This window comes from uncultured Campylobacter sp., from assembly GCF_937997535.1.
GTDB lineage: Bacteria > Campylobacterota > Campylobacteria > Campylobacterales > Campylobacteraceae > Campylobacter_B.
Window position 1 is genome coordinate 13482 of the sequence record NZ_CALKTT010000015.1, and the last position, 16251, is coordinate 29732.

At 42.2% G+C, this 16251-nt stretch carries 13 protein-coding genes, 1 other RNA gene and 1 pseudogene; 11 read left to right on the forward strand and 4 right to left on the reverse strand.

All coding sequences use genetic code 11. The features are described 5' to 3' along the window. The first annotated feature begins 87 nt into the window (after positions 1-87). The 6 genes and pseudogenes from dnaA to Q0117_RS01975 all read left to right on the forward strand — a co-directional run bounded on the left by dnaA (position 88) and on the right by Q0117_RS01975 (position 8012). Positions 88-1416, forward strand: a complete 1329-nt coding sequence (gene dnaA, locus Q0117_RS01950; protein WP_297921789.1) for a chromosomal replication initiator protein DnaA — start codon at positions 88-90, stop codon at positions 1414-1416. Between the two features lie 156 nt (positions 1417-1572). Continuing rightward, the gene (dnaN, locus tag Q0117_RS01955; protein ID WP_297921791.1) at positions 1573-2652 is read left to right on the forward strand and encodes a DNA polymerase III subunit beta; all 1080 of its coding nucleotides are present in this window, start codon (positions 1573-1575) and stop codon (positions 2650-2652) included. Between the two features lie 10 nt (positions 2653-2662). Beyond that, positions 2663-4975 carry a DNA topoisomerase (ATP-hydrolyzing) subunit B gene (gyrB, locus tag Q0117_RS01960; protein WP_297921794.1) on the forward strand — a complete coding sequence of 771 codons (2313 nt, stop codon included), beginning with the start codon at positions 2663-2665 and terminating at the stop codon, positions 4973-4975. Beyond that, positions 4976-6400, forward strand: a complete 1425-nt coding sequence (locus tag Q0117_RS01965) for an EAL domain-containing protein (protein WP_297921797.1) — start codon at positions 4976-4978, stop codon at positions 6398-6400. Next, a pseudogene (gene queF, locus Q0117_RS01970) lies at positions 6379-6777 on the forward strand (preQ(1) synthase); the annotation flags it as partial. The gene Q0117_RS01965 and the pseudogene queF, both read left to right, overlap by 22 nt. Further along, a complete protein-coding gene (locus tag Q0117_RS01975) occupies positions 6777-8012 on the forward strand; it encodes an HD domain-containing protein (protein WP_297921802.1) in 1236 nt (411 codons plus the stop codon). The pseudogene queF and the gene Q0117_RS01975, both read left to right, overlap by 1 nt. Before the next feature lie 3 nt (positions 8013-8015). Here the strand turns inward: Q0117_RS01975 and ffs are convergent. Next, an RNA gene (gene ffs, locus Q0117_RS01980) (signal recognition particle sRNA small type) lies at positions 8016-8113 on the reverse strand. A gap of 47 nt (positions 8114-8160) precedes the next feature. On the opposite strand from ffs, the gene Q0117_RS01985 reads away from it, so the two are divergent. The 3 genes from Q0117_RS01985 (at position 8161) to Q0117_RS01995 (ending at position 11147) form a co-directional block, all read left to right on the forward strand. Then, a complete protein-coding gene (locus tag Q0117_RS01985) occupies positions 8161-8580 on the forward strand; it encodes a hypothetical protein (protein WP_297901478.1) in 420 nt (139 codons plus the stop codon). 64 nt (positions 8581-8644) lie between these two features. Beyond that, complete coding sequence (gene typA, locus Q0117_RS01990) at positions 8645-10447, forward strand: translational GTPase TypA (RefSeq protein ID WP_297921806.1); 1803 nt, start codon at positions 8645-8647, stop codon at positions 10445-10447. A 112-nt stretch (positions 10448-10559) separates the two neighbouring features. Then, positions 10560-11147, forward strand: coding sequence for an HAD-IB family hydrolase (locus tag Q0117_RS01995; protein WP_297921809.1), 588 nt, complete (start codon positions 10560-10562; stop codon positions 11145-11147). Between the two features lie 398 nt (positions 11148-11545). Here the strand turns inward: Q0117_RS01995 and Q0117_RS02000 are convergent, their stop codons facing one another. Both Q0117_RS02000 and Q0117_RS02005 read right to left on the reverse strand, forming a co-directional pair. Further along, positions 11546-12358: a transporter substrate-binding domain-containing protein gene (locus tag Q0117_RS02000; RefSeq protein WP_297921812.1), complete on the reverse strand. Its 813-nt coding sequence runs from the start codon at positions 12356-12358 to the stop codon at positions 11546-11548. Between the two features lie 229 nt (positions 12359-12587). Further along, positions 12588-13391, reverse strand: a complete 804-nt coding sequence (locus Q0117_RS02005) for a transporter substrate-binding domain-containing protein (protein ID WP_297896878.1) — start codon at positions 13389-13391, stop codon at positions 12588-12590. A 97-nt stretch (positions 13392-13488) separates the two neighbouring features. Between Q0117_RS02005 and Q0117_RS02010 the strand changes: the two genes are divergently transcribed. Together Q0117_RS02010 and Q0117_RS02015 are read left to right on the forward strand one after the other, a co-directional pair. Then, positions 13489-14586 (forward strand): hypothetical protein, encoded by a 1098-nt coding sequence (locus Q0117_RS02010; RefSeq protein ID WP_297921816.1) that lies wholly within the window; start codon positions 13489-13491, stop codon positions 14584-14586. Positions 14587-14957: 371 nt separating this feature from the next. Then, positions 14958-15392 (forward strand): Imm12 family immunity protein, encoded by a 435-nt coding sequence (locus tag Q0117_RS02015; RefSeq protein ID WP_297921819.1) that lies wholly within the window; start codon positions 14958-14960, stop codon positions 15390-15392. A 262-nt stretch (positions 15393-15654) separates the two neighbouring features. Here the strand turns inward: Q0117_RS02015 and hutX are convergent, their stop codons facing one another. Next, positions 15655-16167 (reverse strand): heme utilization cystosolic carrier protein HutX, encoded by a 513-nt coding sequence (gene hutX, locus Q0117_RS02020; RefSeq protein WP_297921822.1) that lies wholly within the window; start codon positions 16165-16167, stop codon positions 15655-15657. Between the last annotated feature and the right edge of the window lie 84 nt (positions 16168-16251).

Here is a 16251-nt window from a genome sequence, read left to right on the forward strand (position 1 = left end):
AGTTTAATCACCGGTGAATAAACTTAAATTTACCGCAAATTTAGCGAAATTTAGCTAAAATCTTAATCTAATTTGTAAGGGAATTTTATGGCGACGTCGCAAGCACAAGAAATTTTATCGAATTTAGAGAAGGAAATTTTACCTACCGAATACTCTAGATACATTAAAAATTTGAAATTCAACGATAAAAACTCGACACCGGAATTTTTCATCTACAACGCAACTAACGAGTTTATCGCCAAATATGCCCAGACAAAATACGGCACTAAAATAAAAGAACTTATCAAAAAACAGTTCGGGCTTAACGACGTGATCGTCAAAATCACCTCAAAAGCTAAAATTTCACCGAAAGAAAAGGTAAAAATCATCTCCGAAAAGCCTAAGAGCACGATTCTAAGCGAAAATTATAATTTTGAAAATTTTATCATCGGCGATTCAAATAAATTTGCTTTTGAGTGCTCTATCACGGTCGCAAAAGAGCCCGGAATCCGTTTTAATCCGCTTTTTATCTACGGACCTAGCGGACTTGGCAAAACTCACCTACTTCAATCGATCGGAAATTACTGCATTAAAAAAGGAAAGACCGTCATCTGCGTTACCAGCGAGCAGTTTGCTAATGATTTCGTCTTTAATCTCAAAAACAACTCGATCGATAAATTTAAACAAAAATACCGCAACTGCGACGTTTTACTTATCGACGATATTCAGTTTTTAATCGGGCGCGATAAGGCTCAGGAGGAGCTTTTTTATACCTTCAACGAGTTAAAAGACAAAAATTGCCAAATCGTCCTCACCAACGATCTGCCGCCGAAATTTTTAAAAGGCTTTGAAAGTCGCCTCACAACGCGATTTGAAAGCGGCATAATAGCAAACATTACCCCGCCAAATCTAGAAACTAAAATCGCCATTATCAATAAAAAGAGCGAGGAAAATCGCGTTAGAATTCCACACGATGTCGTAGAATATATCGCTACAAATATGGGTGACAATATCCGCGAAATCGAAGGCGCAATAAACAAACTAAACGCCTACTCCTCAATACTTCGTACAAAGATCACGCTGGAATTTACCAAAAGTACACTGCAAGATCAAATTCACCAAAAATATTCAAGCGTGAGCCTTGAACACGTTATTGAGGTCGTCTCAAAAGAGTTAAACATAAAACCTAGCGAGCTAAAGAGCAAAACGCGAAGTAAAAACGTCGTAGAAGCGCGCCAAATTTGCATATATCTAACCAAACAACTAACTCAAAATTCAATGCCAAAAATCGCAACATTCTTTAATCTAAAAGATCACAGCGCTATCAGCAAAAATATCAAAAAAATCAACGAACTCATTCGAACCGACGAGATATTAAAGATAAAAATTGAAGAGCTAAAAAACAAAATAACCAAAAAGGATAAGAATGAAATTTAGACTTTATGAAAATAAAGCAAAAAAGGTGAATGAAAGTGAATAAAACAAAGCTACTTACTCACTGGATAAACTACTTAAAGACAAGCTTTAGGATAAGTTTTTCACAAAAACCTCTTACCAACTACTACAACGATAAAAATTTAAAAGGATAAAAATATGAAAGTGTTAATCACTAAAAAACTTTTAGAAGAGATAGTTTCCAATGCCAGCTCCTATCTTGACAAAAAAGATCTAAGCTCGATAACATCACATCTTTTAATGAGTGCTAAAGATAGAATTTTTAGTATAAAAGCTACAGATCACGAAATAGGACTTAGCTATAGTCTACAAAATATCTCAATAGAAATGGAAGGAGAAGCCACGGCAAACGGAGGTAAGCTTCTTAGCGTTATTAAAGGCTTAAGCGACGATAACGTGACTTTAGAGACCGTTAACGGAGCACTATTTGTAAAGCAAAAAAAATCCAAGTACAAGCTTCCGATGTTTGAAACGAGGGATTTTCCGAGCTTTCCTACAATAGATAGTAAAAACAGCTTTGACGTAAATGCTGGAATTTTAGGCAGAAGCCTTAAAAAGATCTATCCGTCGATCGATACGAACAATCCAAAATATGAGCTAAACGGCGCTTTAATCGACGTAAAAGAGGGCTTTTTAAATTTAGTTGGAACCGATACTAAGCGACTTAGCGTTTATAAGCTGATCACTCAATCAAAAGCGGGCGAGCTAGATACAAAAATTTTAATCCCTAAAAAGGCGATAGGCGAAATTCAAAAGCTATTTTCGGACAAGATTAAAATTTACTACGACGAAAACGTGCTGCTAGCGGTGAGCGAGAATTTTGAGTTTTTTACAAAGCTTATTAACGGCAAATTTCCAAACTACGAGCGCGTTATTCCAAGCGATACGGCGTATAAAATTTCAATTCCACGCGATAAGATGGTAAGCGGCGTGCGAGCGATAAACGCAATGTGCGAGGAGATGAAGGTTACCATTAAAAAGGACGGAATGATTTTTGAGAGCATTAATGAGGATAATTCCGAGGCAAAGACCGAAATCGAAGCGCCAATCGATATAAACGGAGAAATAGTTTTTGGCGTTAAAAATCGTTTTTTACTCGATTTTTTAAGTAATATTGAGAGTGAAATTTTTGAGCTTGATTTTAACAGCTCCGATACGGCGTTCGTACTTAGCGCGGACGGTTTAAAAACGGTTGTCATGCCGATAAATAATATTTAAAGGAAAATTTATGAAGCAAAATTACGGCGCTAGTAATATTAAAGTTTTAAAAGGCCTTGAGGCTGTTAGAAAGCGCCCTGGAATGTATATTGGAGACACCAATATCGGTGGACTTCATCATATGATTTATGAGGTTGTAGATAATTCGATCGATGAGGCGATGGCAGGGTACTGCGACATAATCGACGTCGAGATCACGAGTGAGGGAAGCTGCATCGTTAGCGATAACGGTCGTGGAATTCCCGTCGATATACACCCGACTGAAAAAATTCCTGCCGCGACGGTGGTTCTTACGGTGCTTCACGCAGGCGGTAAATTTGATAAAGACACCTATAAAGTCTCCGGCGGTCTGCACGGCGTTGGCGTTAGCGTTGTAAATGCGCTTTCAAAAAAGCTCGTTGCTACGATCAAACGTGACGGAAATATTTATAGACAAGAATTTGCCAAAGGAATTCCTACTACCGAGCTTGAAAAGATAAAAACTACTAATCGCACGGGCACTACGATTGAGTTTTGGCCCGATGGCGAAATTTTTGAAATTTTAGAATTTGATGATGAAATTTTATCAAAAAGATTTCGCGAGCTAGCGTATCTAAATCCAAAAATTACGATAAATTTTAAAGATAATCGCACGGGCAGGGACGAGCACTTTCACTTTGAAGGCGGTTTGGAGAGCTTCGTAAACGATATGAATAAAGCGCCTGCCATATCCAAAGCTGTATCGTTTAGTGACGGCGCGGAAGATGTTATGGTGGATTTTGCGCTGATGTATAACGAAACATATAGCGAAAATTTATTAAGCTTCGTAAATAATATTAAAACTCCGGACGGCGGTACTCACGAGGCTGGTTTTAGAGCGGGTCTTACGCGCGCGATAACAAATTACGTCGCGGCAAATGCGGCTGCGCGTGAAAAAGATACGAAGATCACCGGCGACGACGTTCGCGAGGGACTTATCGCGGTAATTAGCGTAAAAGTTCCCGAGCCGCAGTTTGAAGGACAGACTAAAGGAAAGCTGGGCTCCAGCTACGTTAAGCCGATCGTGCAAAAGATGGCGTTTGAGGTGCTTAGCAAGTATTTTGAAGAAAATCCGATCGAAGCGCGCGCCATTATGAATAAGGCTCTTTTAGCCGCGCGCGGTCGCGAAGCGGCAAAAAAGGCGCGCGATCTAACGCGCAAAAAAGATAATATAAATTCCGTCGGTACCCTTCCCGGAAAGCTAGCCGATTGTCAGAGTAAGGATGCAAGCATCAGCGAAATTTATCTGGTTGAGGGCGATAGCGCGGGCGGTTCGGCGAAGCAGGGAAGAGACCGCTTGTTTCAAGCGATCCTGCCGCTTAGAGGTAAAATTTTAAACGTAGAAAAGGCGCGCCTAGATAGAATTTTACAATCAGAAGAGATTAAAAATATGATCACGGCGTTTGGTTGCGGTATCGGAGAGGAATTTAACGAGGAAAAACTTCGCTATCACAAAATCATCATTATGACCGATGCGGACGTCGACGGTAGCCACATCCAGACGCTGCTTCTAACATTTTTCTTTAGATTTTTGCGCCCTGTTGTCGAAAACGGCTATGTTTATCTAGCACAGCCGCCGCTTTTTAGATATAAAAAGGGCAAAAAAGAAATTTATTTGAAAGACGAAAAGGCGCTGAGCGAGTTTTTGATCGAAACGGGCATTGATATGGGCGAGTTTGAAGGTATCGGCAACGAGGATCTGATCGATTATCTAAAAATCGTCTCGAACTACCGTTCGCTTCTAAATGAGCTAAAAAAGCGCTTCAGCGTGCTTAGCGCGATCAGATTTTTGATAGAAAACGACGAAGCGCGAAGCCTTGATTATGAGGAGCTGTTTAAAATTTTAAAACCGCGCCTAGAAAGTGAAGGATTTAATATTTTAAATTCCTATGTAAATGATGAGGGGATTAGAATTTACGTCCAGACGCCGAGCGGCCTGGAACAGCTCGTGATAGATGAAAATTTATTCGGCAATTATATCTTTGAAGAGGCGATTAGAATTTATTCAAAGATTAAAGATCGGGATGTAAGCTTTGGCAAGGATTTTATTGAAATTTTAGATGAAATCGAAAAAAGCTCGAAAAAAGGCGCTTATATTCAGCGCTATAAAGGTCTTGGAGAGATGAATCCGGAGCAGCTTTGGGAAACCACTATGAGCCCTGAAAATAGAAGGCTTTTAAAAATTAGCATTGCAGACGCGCAAAGTGCTAGCGATACCTTTAATCTTTTTATGGGTGACGAGGTTGAACCGCGTAGGAACTACATCCAAGATCATGCCAAAGATGTAAAACATTTGGACGTTTAGATGCTATTTAGTGAGACCAAAGAACGCGAAAACCGTTTCATAACGGCACTTAAAATTTCGGTGCCGTTTACCTGCGTTTTGATTGTTTTCGGAATTATTTTGTTCCGAAACGGCGAGTTTAAATTTGACGACGTAATTTTATTTTTTATACTTTTAATCTGCTATGTTTATTATGTTATATATCAAATTTACTTCGGCTTCCAAAAGACGCTGATTGATCCTGTTACGCATGTGTTTGTGCGCGAGGAGATCGAGAAAATTTTAAGTAATGATCTAGCTAAAAATCGTCAAATAAATATCGTTCTTTTGCGAATTAAAAATATCATCGACATAAACGATCGATACGGCTACAAAAACGGCGATGAAATTTTATACGAGTATTGTAAAGAACTTTCAAATTTTATGGCGGAGCAGGGTTTTAAGGACCTTCCGATCGGGCGCTTTATAAACGGCTACTTTGTATTCGGAGTAGAATCAAAAGCTACGAATTTAAGCCATATTTTGCGGATGTTTGAGCATAAGATTTCAAGTCAAACGATTAAAAATGTAGAGATAAAAAGCGAATTTACGATGCTTCCAAGCTCCTATGATCGCAATCTACATAATATCGTAAATGCGCTATTTTATAAAATAAATCACCTGGACGACGAAGAGCACGGCGAGAAGGCTATTGATGTAGAGAAAGTATTAATCGACGTATTTTCCGCCGACGTTATGGAAGCGATCGATAGTGAAAATTTCAGCTTTAAATATCAGCGCGTTGCAGATAAAAACGGCGTAAAATCGCATATAAATTTAATTCCGAAGCTCGATCTGCGAAGCGGCGAAAAGATTACAAAAAGTAGAATTTTAGATATTTTGCTGCTAAATCATTACGATATTAAATACGATATTTCGATGATGAGGCAGATTTCTAGGATTATCTATTTTAAAGATATCGATGCTAAAATTTTTATCGAGATCATGCCTCAGACCCTGCGAAATAACGAGTTTCGCAATGAAATTTTAAAGCTCATCGATAATAATCTGATTGATCCGAAAAAGATCGTGTTTGAGTTTAACGAAAAGCTTATCTATTCGGAGATCAAGCGCTTTGACGAAATTTTGATTAAATTTCGCGAACTCGGATTTAGCTTCGCACTGTCGCAGTTTGGCGGCTCAAACGCGAGCTTTGAATATTTGAAATTTTTGGAAGTGGATTTTATCGTTTACGATATAGAATTTAATAAAAATTTAGACGATGAAAAGATTAAAAATATTTTTATAGGCATCAACGATGCCTGTGCAAAATCGGGCATTAAAACCGTAATGCGCTTCATTGACAAAGAGGAATTTCAAATGCAGCTTTATAAAATGGGTATTGATTATATTCAGGGATTTTGCGTCGAAAAGCCAAACGATATATCGAATTTAAGGAGATCATAGTGAGATATGGCGAAGAGGAAATTGAGAAATTTGACATAGAAAAGATGGAAGTTTGGCCCAATAAACAGGAGCGTGATTATTTGATAAAAATCACCCTGCCCGAGTTTTGTTGCCGCTGCCCGCGCTCGGGCTATCCGGACTTTGCGACGATCTATTTGGAATATATCCCGGACAAGCTCGTAGTCGAACTTAAAGCGATCAAACTTTACATAAATTCCTTTATGAACCGCTACATCAGCCACGAAGATAGCATAAATGAAATTTACGGCGCGCTTCAAAGCAAGCTAAAGCCTAAATTTATGAAAATCACGGGCGATTTTAATCCGCGCGGCAACGTCCACACGGTAATCGAAATAAATTCGGATCAAATTTACCGATGATAAGCTCAAATTTAGTCGAACAAATTTTTAAATCTGCAAGTATTAGCCGCTGGAACGATTACCCAAAGATGGTAAGTTTAGTCGAGCTCGACAAGCAGGCGCATAAATTTATCATCGCTTATTTCATCGCTAGCTTTGAGCGCGACGTGGATATCAACTACGTCATCGAAGCGGGGATTTTCGAGTTTTTAGCGCGCATCGTAGTAACAGACATTCGCCCGGACGTTTTTCATCAGATCCAAAAAACCAAGAAAAAAAAGATCAACGAATGGGTTTTAAGCGTCCTGGAAAGTGATCTTTTGCCTATTCAAAACGGCGCCTTTTTCGAGCGATTTAAAAAATATCTAAATTCCAAAGATCATAAAAAAGAAGCCGTGATCTTAAAGGCGGCAAGCTACCTTTCTACGCGGTGGGAATTTAATATCGTATATCAAACGAGCCAGTTTTTAAACGATATCGAGGAGCTAAAATCCAAGGTCGAGGAGGAGCTCGAGGATTATTACGAGCTCATCGGCGTGCGAAAGATCGTGATGAACAAAAAACTTGCCCGCATAGTCGATCTTAGCGGCAGACTTCGTTTTCAAAAACGCTGGGCTCAGACGCCGCGCATTCCTGAGACATCAGTGCTGGGACATATGCTGGTAGTCGCGATTTTAAGCTACTTTTTCTCGCTTGAAGTTGGTGCGTGCCGCTCGCGCACGGCATATAATTTTTTCTGCGCTCTATTTCACGATTTGCCCGAAAGCCTCACTCGCGACATCATTAGCCCAGTAAAATACGGCGTCAAAGGCCTTAGCGACATCATCGGCGAATATGAGATGCGGCTAATAGACGATAAAATTTTACCTTTCGTGCCCGAGCATATGAGAGATGATTTTAGTTATATTTTAGGCATCCGCAAAGAGGGCAGTAAATTTATAAAAGATGAGTTTGAAAACCGCACCTTCGAGCTAGGCAAGGAGCCTAAATTTGCAGAAGGCAGCCTAAAGATGTTTAACGAAGATAAATTTCGCGCAATCGACGGCAAGGCGCTTAAGTATTGCGATAAATTAGCGGCGTTTTTTGAGGCGGGGATTTCGATTAGTTACGGCGTAAAGAGCAAGGAGCTGCTTAGCGGGTATAATTCGATGTTAGAGTTTTTCAAAGCCAAGCCGAAAATTGAAGGCGTCGATTTTCAGAGTGTTTGCGAGGATTTCAAAGAACATTTCGGACTTAATAGGATTGATTTATAAAACCCCTTCCCAGATGGCTGCGGCACATGCGAGATCTAAGTGCTCTGCTGTATTCCTACCCTGAAGCGGTGCCTAAAAAAAGCATTGCACAGGTCTAAGAAAGGGCAATCGGGATTATATGGAAATGTTTCTTAAAGTAAGGTTATAAATGAATTTTAAAAATCATCTTTTATCCGTATTTCGCGAGGTTTTTATCCCTCACCATCGCTCTATTGAGTTTAGAGCCAAAATTTTTGCCGCAATGCTGCTTGCCAAAAAGAAGCAGACCGACGAGGATTACGACGTGATCAAAGATATAGCGGGCGAAATTTATCCGGGCGACGAGCAGCGCATCGGCGTGCTTGTTTCCATCGTAAAAGAGTATATCTTAAAGGCGAAAACCTATAAAAGTTTAAATTTAGACTCGCTTCTAAAAGAGATCGACAGAGATATCAAAAACAACAAAAAATATATCAAAAAGATCGATTTTTCGCATCTGCGCCGTCTGATCGGAGATGATGACGAGGATGCACTAATTCAACAGCGCGTTTATGAGTTTTTTGTCTGCGAAGTCAAAGAGTACTCGTAAATTTTTATCTTAAGAATTTTTTTAGTATAATCGTCAGCCTTTAAAATAGCAAACGGAGAAAAATTTGGAAAATATCAGAAATATTGCGGTTATCGCGCACGTCGATCACGGCAAGACCACTATCGTAGATGAGCTTTTAAAACAGTCCGGCACATTTGGTAATCACCAAGAAGTCGGCGAGCGCGTGATGGACAGCAACGACATAGAGCGCGAGCGCGGCATTACGATACTATCCAAAAACACCGCCATCCACTACGGCGGCGTTAAAATTAACATTATCGACACTCCGGGCCACGCCGATTTCGGCGGCGAGGTCGAGCGCGTGCTAAAGATGGTGGACGGCGTGCTTTTGCTCGTCGACGCGCAAGAAGGCGTTATGCCGCAGACGAAATTTGTCGTGAAAAAGGCGCTATCTTTAGGGCTCAGACCGATCGTAGTAGTAAATAAAATTGACAAGCCCGCAGCCGATCCAGACCGCGTAGTAAATGAAATTTTCGATCTTTTCGTAGCGCTTGACGCAAACGACGAGCAGCTTGAGTTCCCCGTCATCTACGCCGCGGCCAAAAACGGCTACGCAAAATACGATCTAAACGACGAAAGCACCGATATGAAGCCGCTTTTTGAGACGATCATCTCTCACGTTCCAACTCCGAGCGGTAGCGATGAAAATCCGCTGCAGCTGCAGGTTTTCACGCTCGATTACGACAACTACGTAGGTAAGATTGGCATCGCTAGGATTTTCAACGGCACGATAAACAAGAACCAAAGCGTTATGCTAGCTAAAGCCGACGGCACGCATATAAATGGTAGAATTTCAAAGCTCATCGGTTTTAACGGGCTTGAGCGCACCGACATCGACGCGGCGGGCACGGGCGACATCGTGGCAATCGCTGGCTTTGACGCGCTTGACGTAGGCGATAGTATCGTCGATCCCAATAATCCGATCCCGCTTGATGCGCTACATATCGAAGAGCCCACCCTTAGCGTAATTTTCAGCGTAAATGACGGACCGCTAGCCGGTACGGAGGGCAAATTCGTAACCTCAAATAAGATCGACGAGCGCTTGGAAGCGGAGATGAAAACCAACATAGCGATGCGCTATGAAAACGCAGGCGAGGGCAAATTTAAAGTAAGCGGCCGCGGCGAGTTGCAGATCACGATTTTAGCCGAAAATATGCGCCGCGAGGGCTTTGAGTTTTGCCTCGGGCGCCCGGAAGTTATCATCAAAGAGATCGACGGCATCAAATGCGAGCCCTTCGAGCACCTAGTTATCGACGCGCCCGATGATTGCACCGGCACCGTCATCGAAAAGTTAGGCCGCAAAAAGGCCGAGATGAAGGTGATGAACCCTACCGGCGACGGGCAAACGCGTATGGAGTTTGAGATCCCGGCGCGCGGTCTTATCGGCTTTCGTTCGCAGTTTTTGACCGATACTCGCGGCGAAGGCGTAATGAACCATAGTTTTTTGGAATTCCGCCCTTTCATAGGCGCGGTCGAGAAGCGACAAAACGGCGCGCTCGTGAGTATGGAAAACGGAGTGGCGCTAGGATACAGCCTGTGGAACCTGCAAGATCGCGGCGTGCTTTTTATCGCTCCGCAGGCGAAGGTTTATCTGGGTATGATCATCGGCGAGCACAGCCGTCCGAACGATCTGGACGTCAATCCGATCAAGGGTAAAAATTTAACCAACGTCCGCGCGAGCGGTAGCGACGATGCGATCAAACTCGTGCCGCCGCGCGCGCTAAATTTAGAGCGCGCGCTGGAGTGGATCGAAGAGGACGAGCTTGTGGAGGTTACGCCAGTAAATATCCGCGTGCGTAAGCGATACTTAGACCCTACGACGCGCAGACGAATGGCTAAAAAATAGAATTTTTGGATGAAATTTTAAAATTCGGCGTGAAATTTAGCTTTTAAATTTCACGCCTTTTTTATAGGCAAATTTTAAAATTTACGCTTCTGAAATTTTGCTAGGAGAGGCAATGAATCTTGTTTTATTCGACTTTGACGGCACGATCACGCGCGATGATTCGCTGCTCGAGTTCGTCGCCTACGTAGTCGGATTTAAGAAATTTTTTCGCGGGATTTTGGTGCTATCGCCCATTTTAGCGGCATATAAGCTAGGCCTTGCGAGCAATAACTTTACGCGCAGAAAGCTTCTAGGCTACTTTTTTGCGGGTATGAGTGCCGATAAATTCGATAAAATTTGCAAAAAATACTCCACCACCCACATCGAAGATATCCTAAAACAAAGCGCGATGGACAAGATCGCAACCTACAAAGCCGCGGGCGATAGGGTCGTCATTGTCACCGCCTCGCTCGAAGACTGGCTGCGTCCGTGGTGCGAGGCGCAGGGCTTGGAGCTTTTAGGCACTAAAATACGGCGCAAAGGCGGCATCATCACGGGCGAGATCGAGGGGCAGAACTGCTACGGCGCGCAAAAGGTCGCTCGCGTGCGTGCAGCATACGACGTGCAGGCTTTCGATCGCGTTATCGCTTACGGCGATAGCAGGGGCGATCGCGAGATGCTCGAGTTTGCCGACGAGGCGCACTACAAGGCGTTTGAGTAAATTTCTGCGGCTACAAAGCTTAAACGATAGCATCTGCGGCGACTGCGCTTTTGCCGTGAATCAGAATTTACCTCATGCAGAATTTTATCCTTTTAAATTTATCGCGCTTGTCTGCGGGATTCCGTGTAGCGCAGGATTTTAAAATTCGCGGTGCGGATAAAATTCTAAAATTCCGTCGTACGTAAAATTTTAAAATTTTGTCCGTAACATAGAATTTTGCTCTGATAAAATATAGATATTCTAAAACCGAGCGAGCGTGAGATAAAATTTCAAATTTTAGAATTTACGGAATTTCTCGGTTACTAAAATTTCAAAATTTAAAGATCGTAGAATTCCACTTGCCGCGTGCGAGGCGGAATTTTAAAATTTAAAAATCTCGCGCCTAAGAATTCTAAGCTCTAAAGCATGTTATAAATTCCGTCTAAAAGGAAATATTTTCTATCCGCCGTGCCGCGATAAAACGGCTCGAAAGTATCCTCATAAGCCTTTTTGAAAAACCCCTCTTTGCTCAGCTTGATGAGTTCGGAATTTATGAAATCCAGTAGCTCCTTGTTGCCCTTTTGCACGCCGATGCCTAGAAATTCCGCCGCTCCTAAATTTTTAAATGGCACCTCCAGCGCGTCGTCTACTACGGCATAGGCTAGGACGATGATGTTGTCATTGGCGTAGCCGTCGGCTCTGCCGTCCTTCATCATCGCGTAGCACTCGGAGGTATTTTTGCAATAAACTAAATTGCTAAATTTCTCTTTGCGCAGATAGCGCTCGGTCATCGAGCCGTTGGGATTTTTTTCGATCGAAATTCTCATATCGCGAACTTGCGCGAAGTCCTTCACTTGATCCTCTTTACGCGTTACGATGCCAAAATTTACCGATAGATAGGGCAGCGAGAAATCTACCTGCTTCTTGCGCTCTTGCGTAATCATAAAGGTGCCGATAACCATATCGACCTTATTATTTTTCAAAAACGGGATTCTCTCGCCTGCGGTGACGGCTACGAACTGCACTTCGCCCTTTTTATCGCCGAAAATGTCTTTGGCGATCGAGCTAGCAAGCTCGATTTCAAAGCCCTCAAACTTGCCATTATTAGACTCGCTTAGTGGCGGCCGACCTTCGCGCACGCCCACTCTGATAACCCCTGCCTGCCTGATTTCATCTAGTGTATTTGCAAAAATGCTAGCGCAAAATAAGGCTAAAATAAAAAGTAATCTCATAAAAAGCCCCCTACTTTTTAGTTTTAAAATAATTATAGCACTATATATTTTAGAGAAAATAAATGTAAGCGGTTTAAAATTCAATTACCGCGCGTATGCAGGTTTGAAATTTAGGGGCGAAGTGGGGATTTGAAATTTAATGAATTTGAAAAATTTTAAATCCCAAGATTTATTCGTTATGCAAACTGCCTTCGATAAATTTTATATTTTAATTTCTAGCTCTACGCTTTTATAGCAAATCATAAATTCCATCTAGCAGGAAGTATTTTTTATCCGCCGTGCCGCGGTAAAAAGGCTCGAAGGTGTCTTGATAAGCCTTTTTGAAAAAGCCCTCTTTGCTTAGTTTGACAAGCTCTGCGTTGATGAAATCAAGCAGCTCCTTATTTCCTTTTTGCACTCCGATACCGATAAAATCGGGCTTACCGAAGTTTTGAAACGGCACTTCGAGCGTATCGTCCACGACGGCGTAGGCTAGCACCGTGATATTTAAATTGATGTATCCATCAGCCTTACCGTCTCGGATCATCGCGTAGCATTCGCTTGTGCTTTTGCAGTAGCTTACGTTGCTAAATTTCTCTTTTTTGAGGTAATTATCTACGGTCGTGCCCTCTTCAGTGATGAGCCTCATATCACGCAAACGCGATATATCTTTGATGGCGTCCGCTTTGCGAGTTAGTACGCCGAGATTGGTCGAAAAATACGGCATCGAGAAGTCTACATGATTTTTGCGCGCCGAATCGATGACGAAGGTAGCTGCGACCATATCGACTTTATTATTGACTAGATATGAGACGCGATCGGCGGCGCTTAGAGAGACAAACTGCACTTCGCCTTGTTTGGCGCCAAAAATCGCCTTTGCGATCGCATTGGCAAGCTCGATCTCAAAGCCTTCAAATTTACCGCCGCTAATCTCGCTAAAAGGCGGTCTACCATCTCTGACGCCGACTCTGATGACGCCGCTATTTCTGATCTCTTGCAGCGTGTTTGCAAAAAGCCCCGCACAAAGCAAGATCAAAGTAAAAAGTAGTTTCATTTGCCGCTCCTTTGTTTAGGTTATTTATGGCTAATTCTAGCGAAATTAAAATCAAAAGGCGCTTTTTTGGGCTAAATTTATTTGCCGTTTGCTTTTTATGAAATTCCAAGACGCCGTTAAATTTAGCCTTAGATTTGATATAATCGCGCAAAATTTAAGCGAGGGCGATATGAAAAATTTTATCTTTTTGTGGCTTTTACTTGCGGGCTACGCTTTCGGCGCCGCTAAAGAGGATGCGGCGGCTTCTACTACGCAGCAGGTGGCATCAAATTTGCCGCAGCCAAATTTTGAAATTTTTTACGATGAAAATGCTAGCGATGCGCAGATAGATACGGGCTTGGACGCGCTTTTGGAATTCGCGGCGCAAAACAGGGGCAGGATCGACGAGGATTTCGGGGAGTTTGGCGAGCGGATTTTTACGCCCTTTATTGCAAATACGAAACTAATGCGAAGCGGAAAGCTTGATTTTACACGAATTACTCGAATACTTGCGTTTAAGCCTGATTTGAACTACAATGAAGGATATATCGGCTCGCCGTTGCAAACTGCGATTTCTTACGGCTGTCCGCTTGATTTTGGTGCGGGTATTGATGCGCCAAACAGCGCTGATTTGGGTGCAGACGAAAAGAATTTAATAACTCCAAGCGAAAAGTTAGGACGTCGCACAATTTTAAAAAATGCGGATGTGCTGCGATTAGTGCGATTTTTGGTAGAGCACGGCGCAAATATACATGCACGCGGATCGTTACATCTAGCCACATCGTGCGGAGATTTTGAGACGTTTTCATTGCTTCTTGAGCTGGGCGCTACAGATATTAGCGGCGTGGTAAGCTCGGTTGCAGGAGGAGAGCTGCTATTTTTACGAGATGCAGGTTTTATCGTTTCGGCATATAAAAATCCGCCTGATCCACGCGTTCGTGAGTTCATAAATAGCGCAAGATTTAAAAAATTCCGCGACGGAAGGCTACGCTATGTAGAGGAAATTTTAAAATTTCAAAGCTTGCGCGAGCTACCGCAAAATGAGCTAACGGGCTTGATTAAGCTAGCCGCAGTACTGGATGATACAGACACGGTGGAGTTTTTGCTCGCTCACGGCCTTTGCAAGCAGAAGGGACTTTGCGAGTTTCTAAAAGCGCAGGCAAAAACTTACGACGCCGCAAAAATTTCTAAAATTTTAAGCCGCAAAGAGAAGTAAATTTTAAAATTTAAGCAGTTACGGCGTGGCAAGCGGATAAATTCGCTATTATAATTGCGCCAGTCGCAGCCGCCCTACTTTGTCATTTAACGCGAGCGAAAAAGCAAAATTTGTTCCGCCTAACCTACCCTCCTCAGCTTATAAAACAGCTCGCTATTAAGTTCATTCGAGATAAATTTTAATGTATTTGCCAGACAGTGCGGCGGCGGAGGTAAATTTTAAAATTTTATCTTTATTCGGGTCTATTTTGATAAAAAATTATATCGATTTCAAAACTCCGTAGCTCCAGCACCCAATAAATATTATGAAGATGATATAATGAGCCGAAATTTTGGATAATACCACTTTATAATTTAAGGACGAGGTGCAGTGTGAAATTTAGCATAAATGCCGTTATCGGCGGGGCGGATGATGTGCCGATCTATATGCCGGATATTGTAAGAGCGGCAAGACAAGAGATTAAAAGGGTTTTTAGCGACTTTGAAATGGAATCTCTACAAAAGATCGATATTTGCCTTTGTTTGAACGAGGAAATATTGAGATATTTTACGAAATCGGGAATTTACCAGCCGAAATATTATCTTAAAAGCAAAAAAATTATTGCGTATATTCATTTTAGCTCAGATGAGTGGGGCTACGATAAAAAGGCAAATGTAGATAAATTTTTAGAAAAGTTCAAGCAATATCTTATAGAGCTTGGAGATATTACCGGGCGGAAGATTGCGAATAATAATTTAGAGTTTGACGATACGCAGTACAAAGACAATATAAATAAAATTTTTGAAAATTTAGTAGTAGATTGTTGAAATAAAATTTAAAAGGGCTATCTATCTGAAGCGGTAAAATTCCACTTCAGATAAAGTAGGCGCTAGCCGAGCCCGTGAAATTCCAAACACCTTAAAGCGCAAATAGCGATGAGGTGAGTTTGGAATTTCATCATCAACGATAATTTAAAATTTTGCCCGAAAGCTTATTGGCTAGCTTAAAGCGCCTTGGTTGGCGCCCCGTAGAATTTTAAAGCTCAAGCAGGCGATGCGCGGGCAGGGCAAAATTAATCTCGCGCTAGCGCTAAATCGCGGCTTTTAGCGCTTCAAATTTCGCGTCTTGCTCGGCTAGCAGCTGTCCTTTCTCGTCGCGCGAGACGTAAATTTTAAAGATATTCTCGCCCGCCTTGTCGTAAAAGCCCACGAATTTCGAGAGCATGCCCATGAAAGTCTGCGTCACGAGGATGATCTTATCGATCTCATCCGTCTTTAGATGACCCCCCAAAATGCCCAGCCCATGCGCCTCATCGCCGTTTGCGCCCATGCCGAAATTATAATATCCCTGCGCGCTCTTGCCGCTTGGGATCTTGGTTTTAAACTCGATGATGAAGCTCGGCGTATTTTTTACAAAAAGCACCTCACCCCAACTCTCAAGCTCCCTAATGACCTCGCAGAATTTATCGCCGCCCGTGCTCTTTCCGTAGCGCTCGGGCAGGTTTAGCAGCACGTCGATCTCCTTGGCGCCGAGCTCCTTGCAGATCTGCGCGATCGAAATTTTAGGATTTTGCGCGAACAGCGCCTCGATTCTCTCTTTCATTTTCATCCTTTCTAAAATAAAATTTTAAGAGCCATTATAATATAAAAATTCTAAGTTACAGATAATGGCAATCAATTAAAGAGG

Coding starts and splice junctions, on each gene's coding strand:
- dnaA (WP_297921789.1), top strand. CDS start 88: ATGGCGACGTCGCAAGCACAAGAAATTTTATCGAATTTAGAGAAGGAA.
- dnaN (WP_297921791.1), top strand. CDS start 1,573: ATGAAAGTGTTAATCACTAAAAAACTTTTAGAAGAGATAGTTTCCAAT.
- gyrB (WP_297921794.1), top strand. CDS start 2,663: ATGAAGCAAAATTACGGCGCTAGTAATATTAAAGTTTTAAAAGGCCTT.
- Q0117_RS01965 (WP_297921797.1), top strand. CDS start 4,976: ATGCTATTTAGTGAGACCAAAGAACGCGAAAACCGTTTCATAACGGCA.
- Q0117_RS01975 (WP_297921802.1), top strand. CDS start 6,777: ATGATAAGCTCAAATTTAGTCGAACAAATTTTTAAATCTGCAAGTATT.
- Q0117_RS01985 (WP_297901478.1), top strand. CDS start 8,161: ATGAATTTTAAAAATCATCTTTTATCCGTATTTCGCGAGGTTTTTATC.
- Q0117_RS01995 (WP_297921809.1), top strand. CDS start 10,560: ATGAATCTTGTTTTATTCGACTTTGACGGCACGATCACGCGCGATGAT.
- Q0117_RS02000 (WP_297921812.1), bottom strand. CDS start 12,358: ATGAGATTACTTTTTATTTTAGCCTTATTTTGCGCTAGCATTTTTGCA.
- Q0117_RS02005 (WP_297896878.1), bottom strand. CDS start 13,391: ATGAAACTACTTTTTACTTTGATCTTGCTTTGTGCGGGGCTTTTTGCA.
- Q0117_RS02010 (WP_297921816.1), top strand. CDS start 13,489: ATGAAATTCCAAGACGCCGTTAAATTTAGCCTTAGATTTGATATAATC.
- hutX (WP_297921822.1), bottom strand. CDS start 16,167: ATGAAAGAGAGAATCGAGGCGCTGTTCGCGCAAAATCCTAAAATTTCG.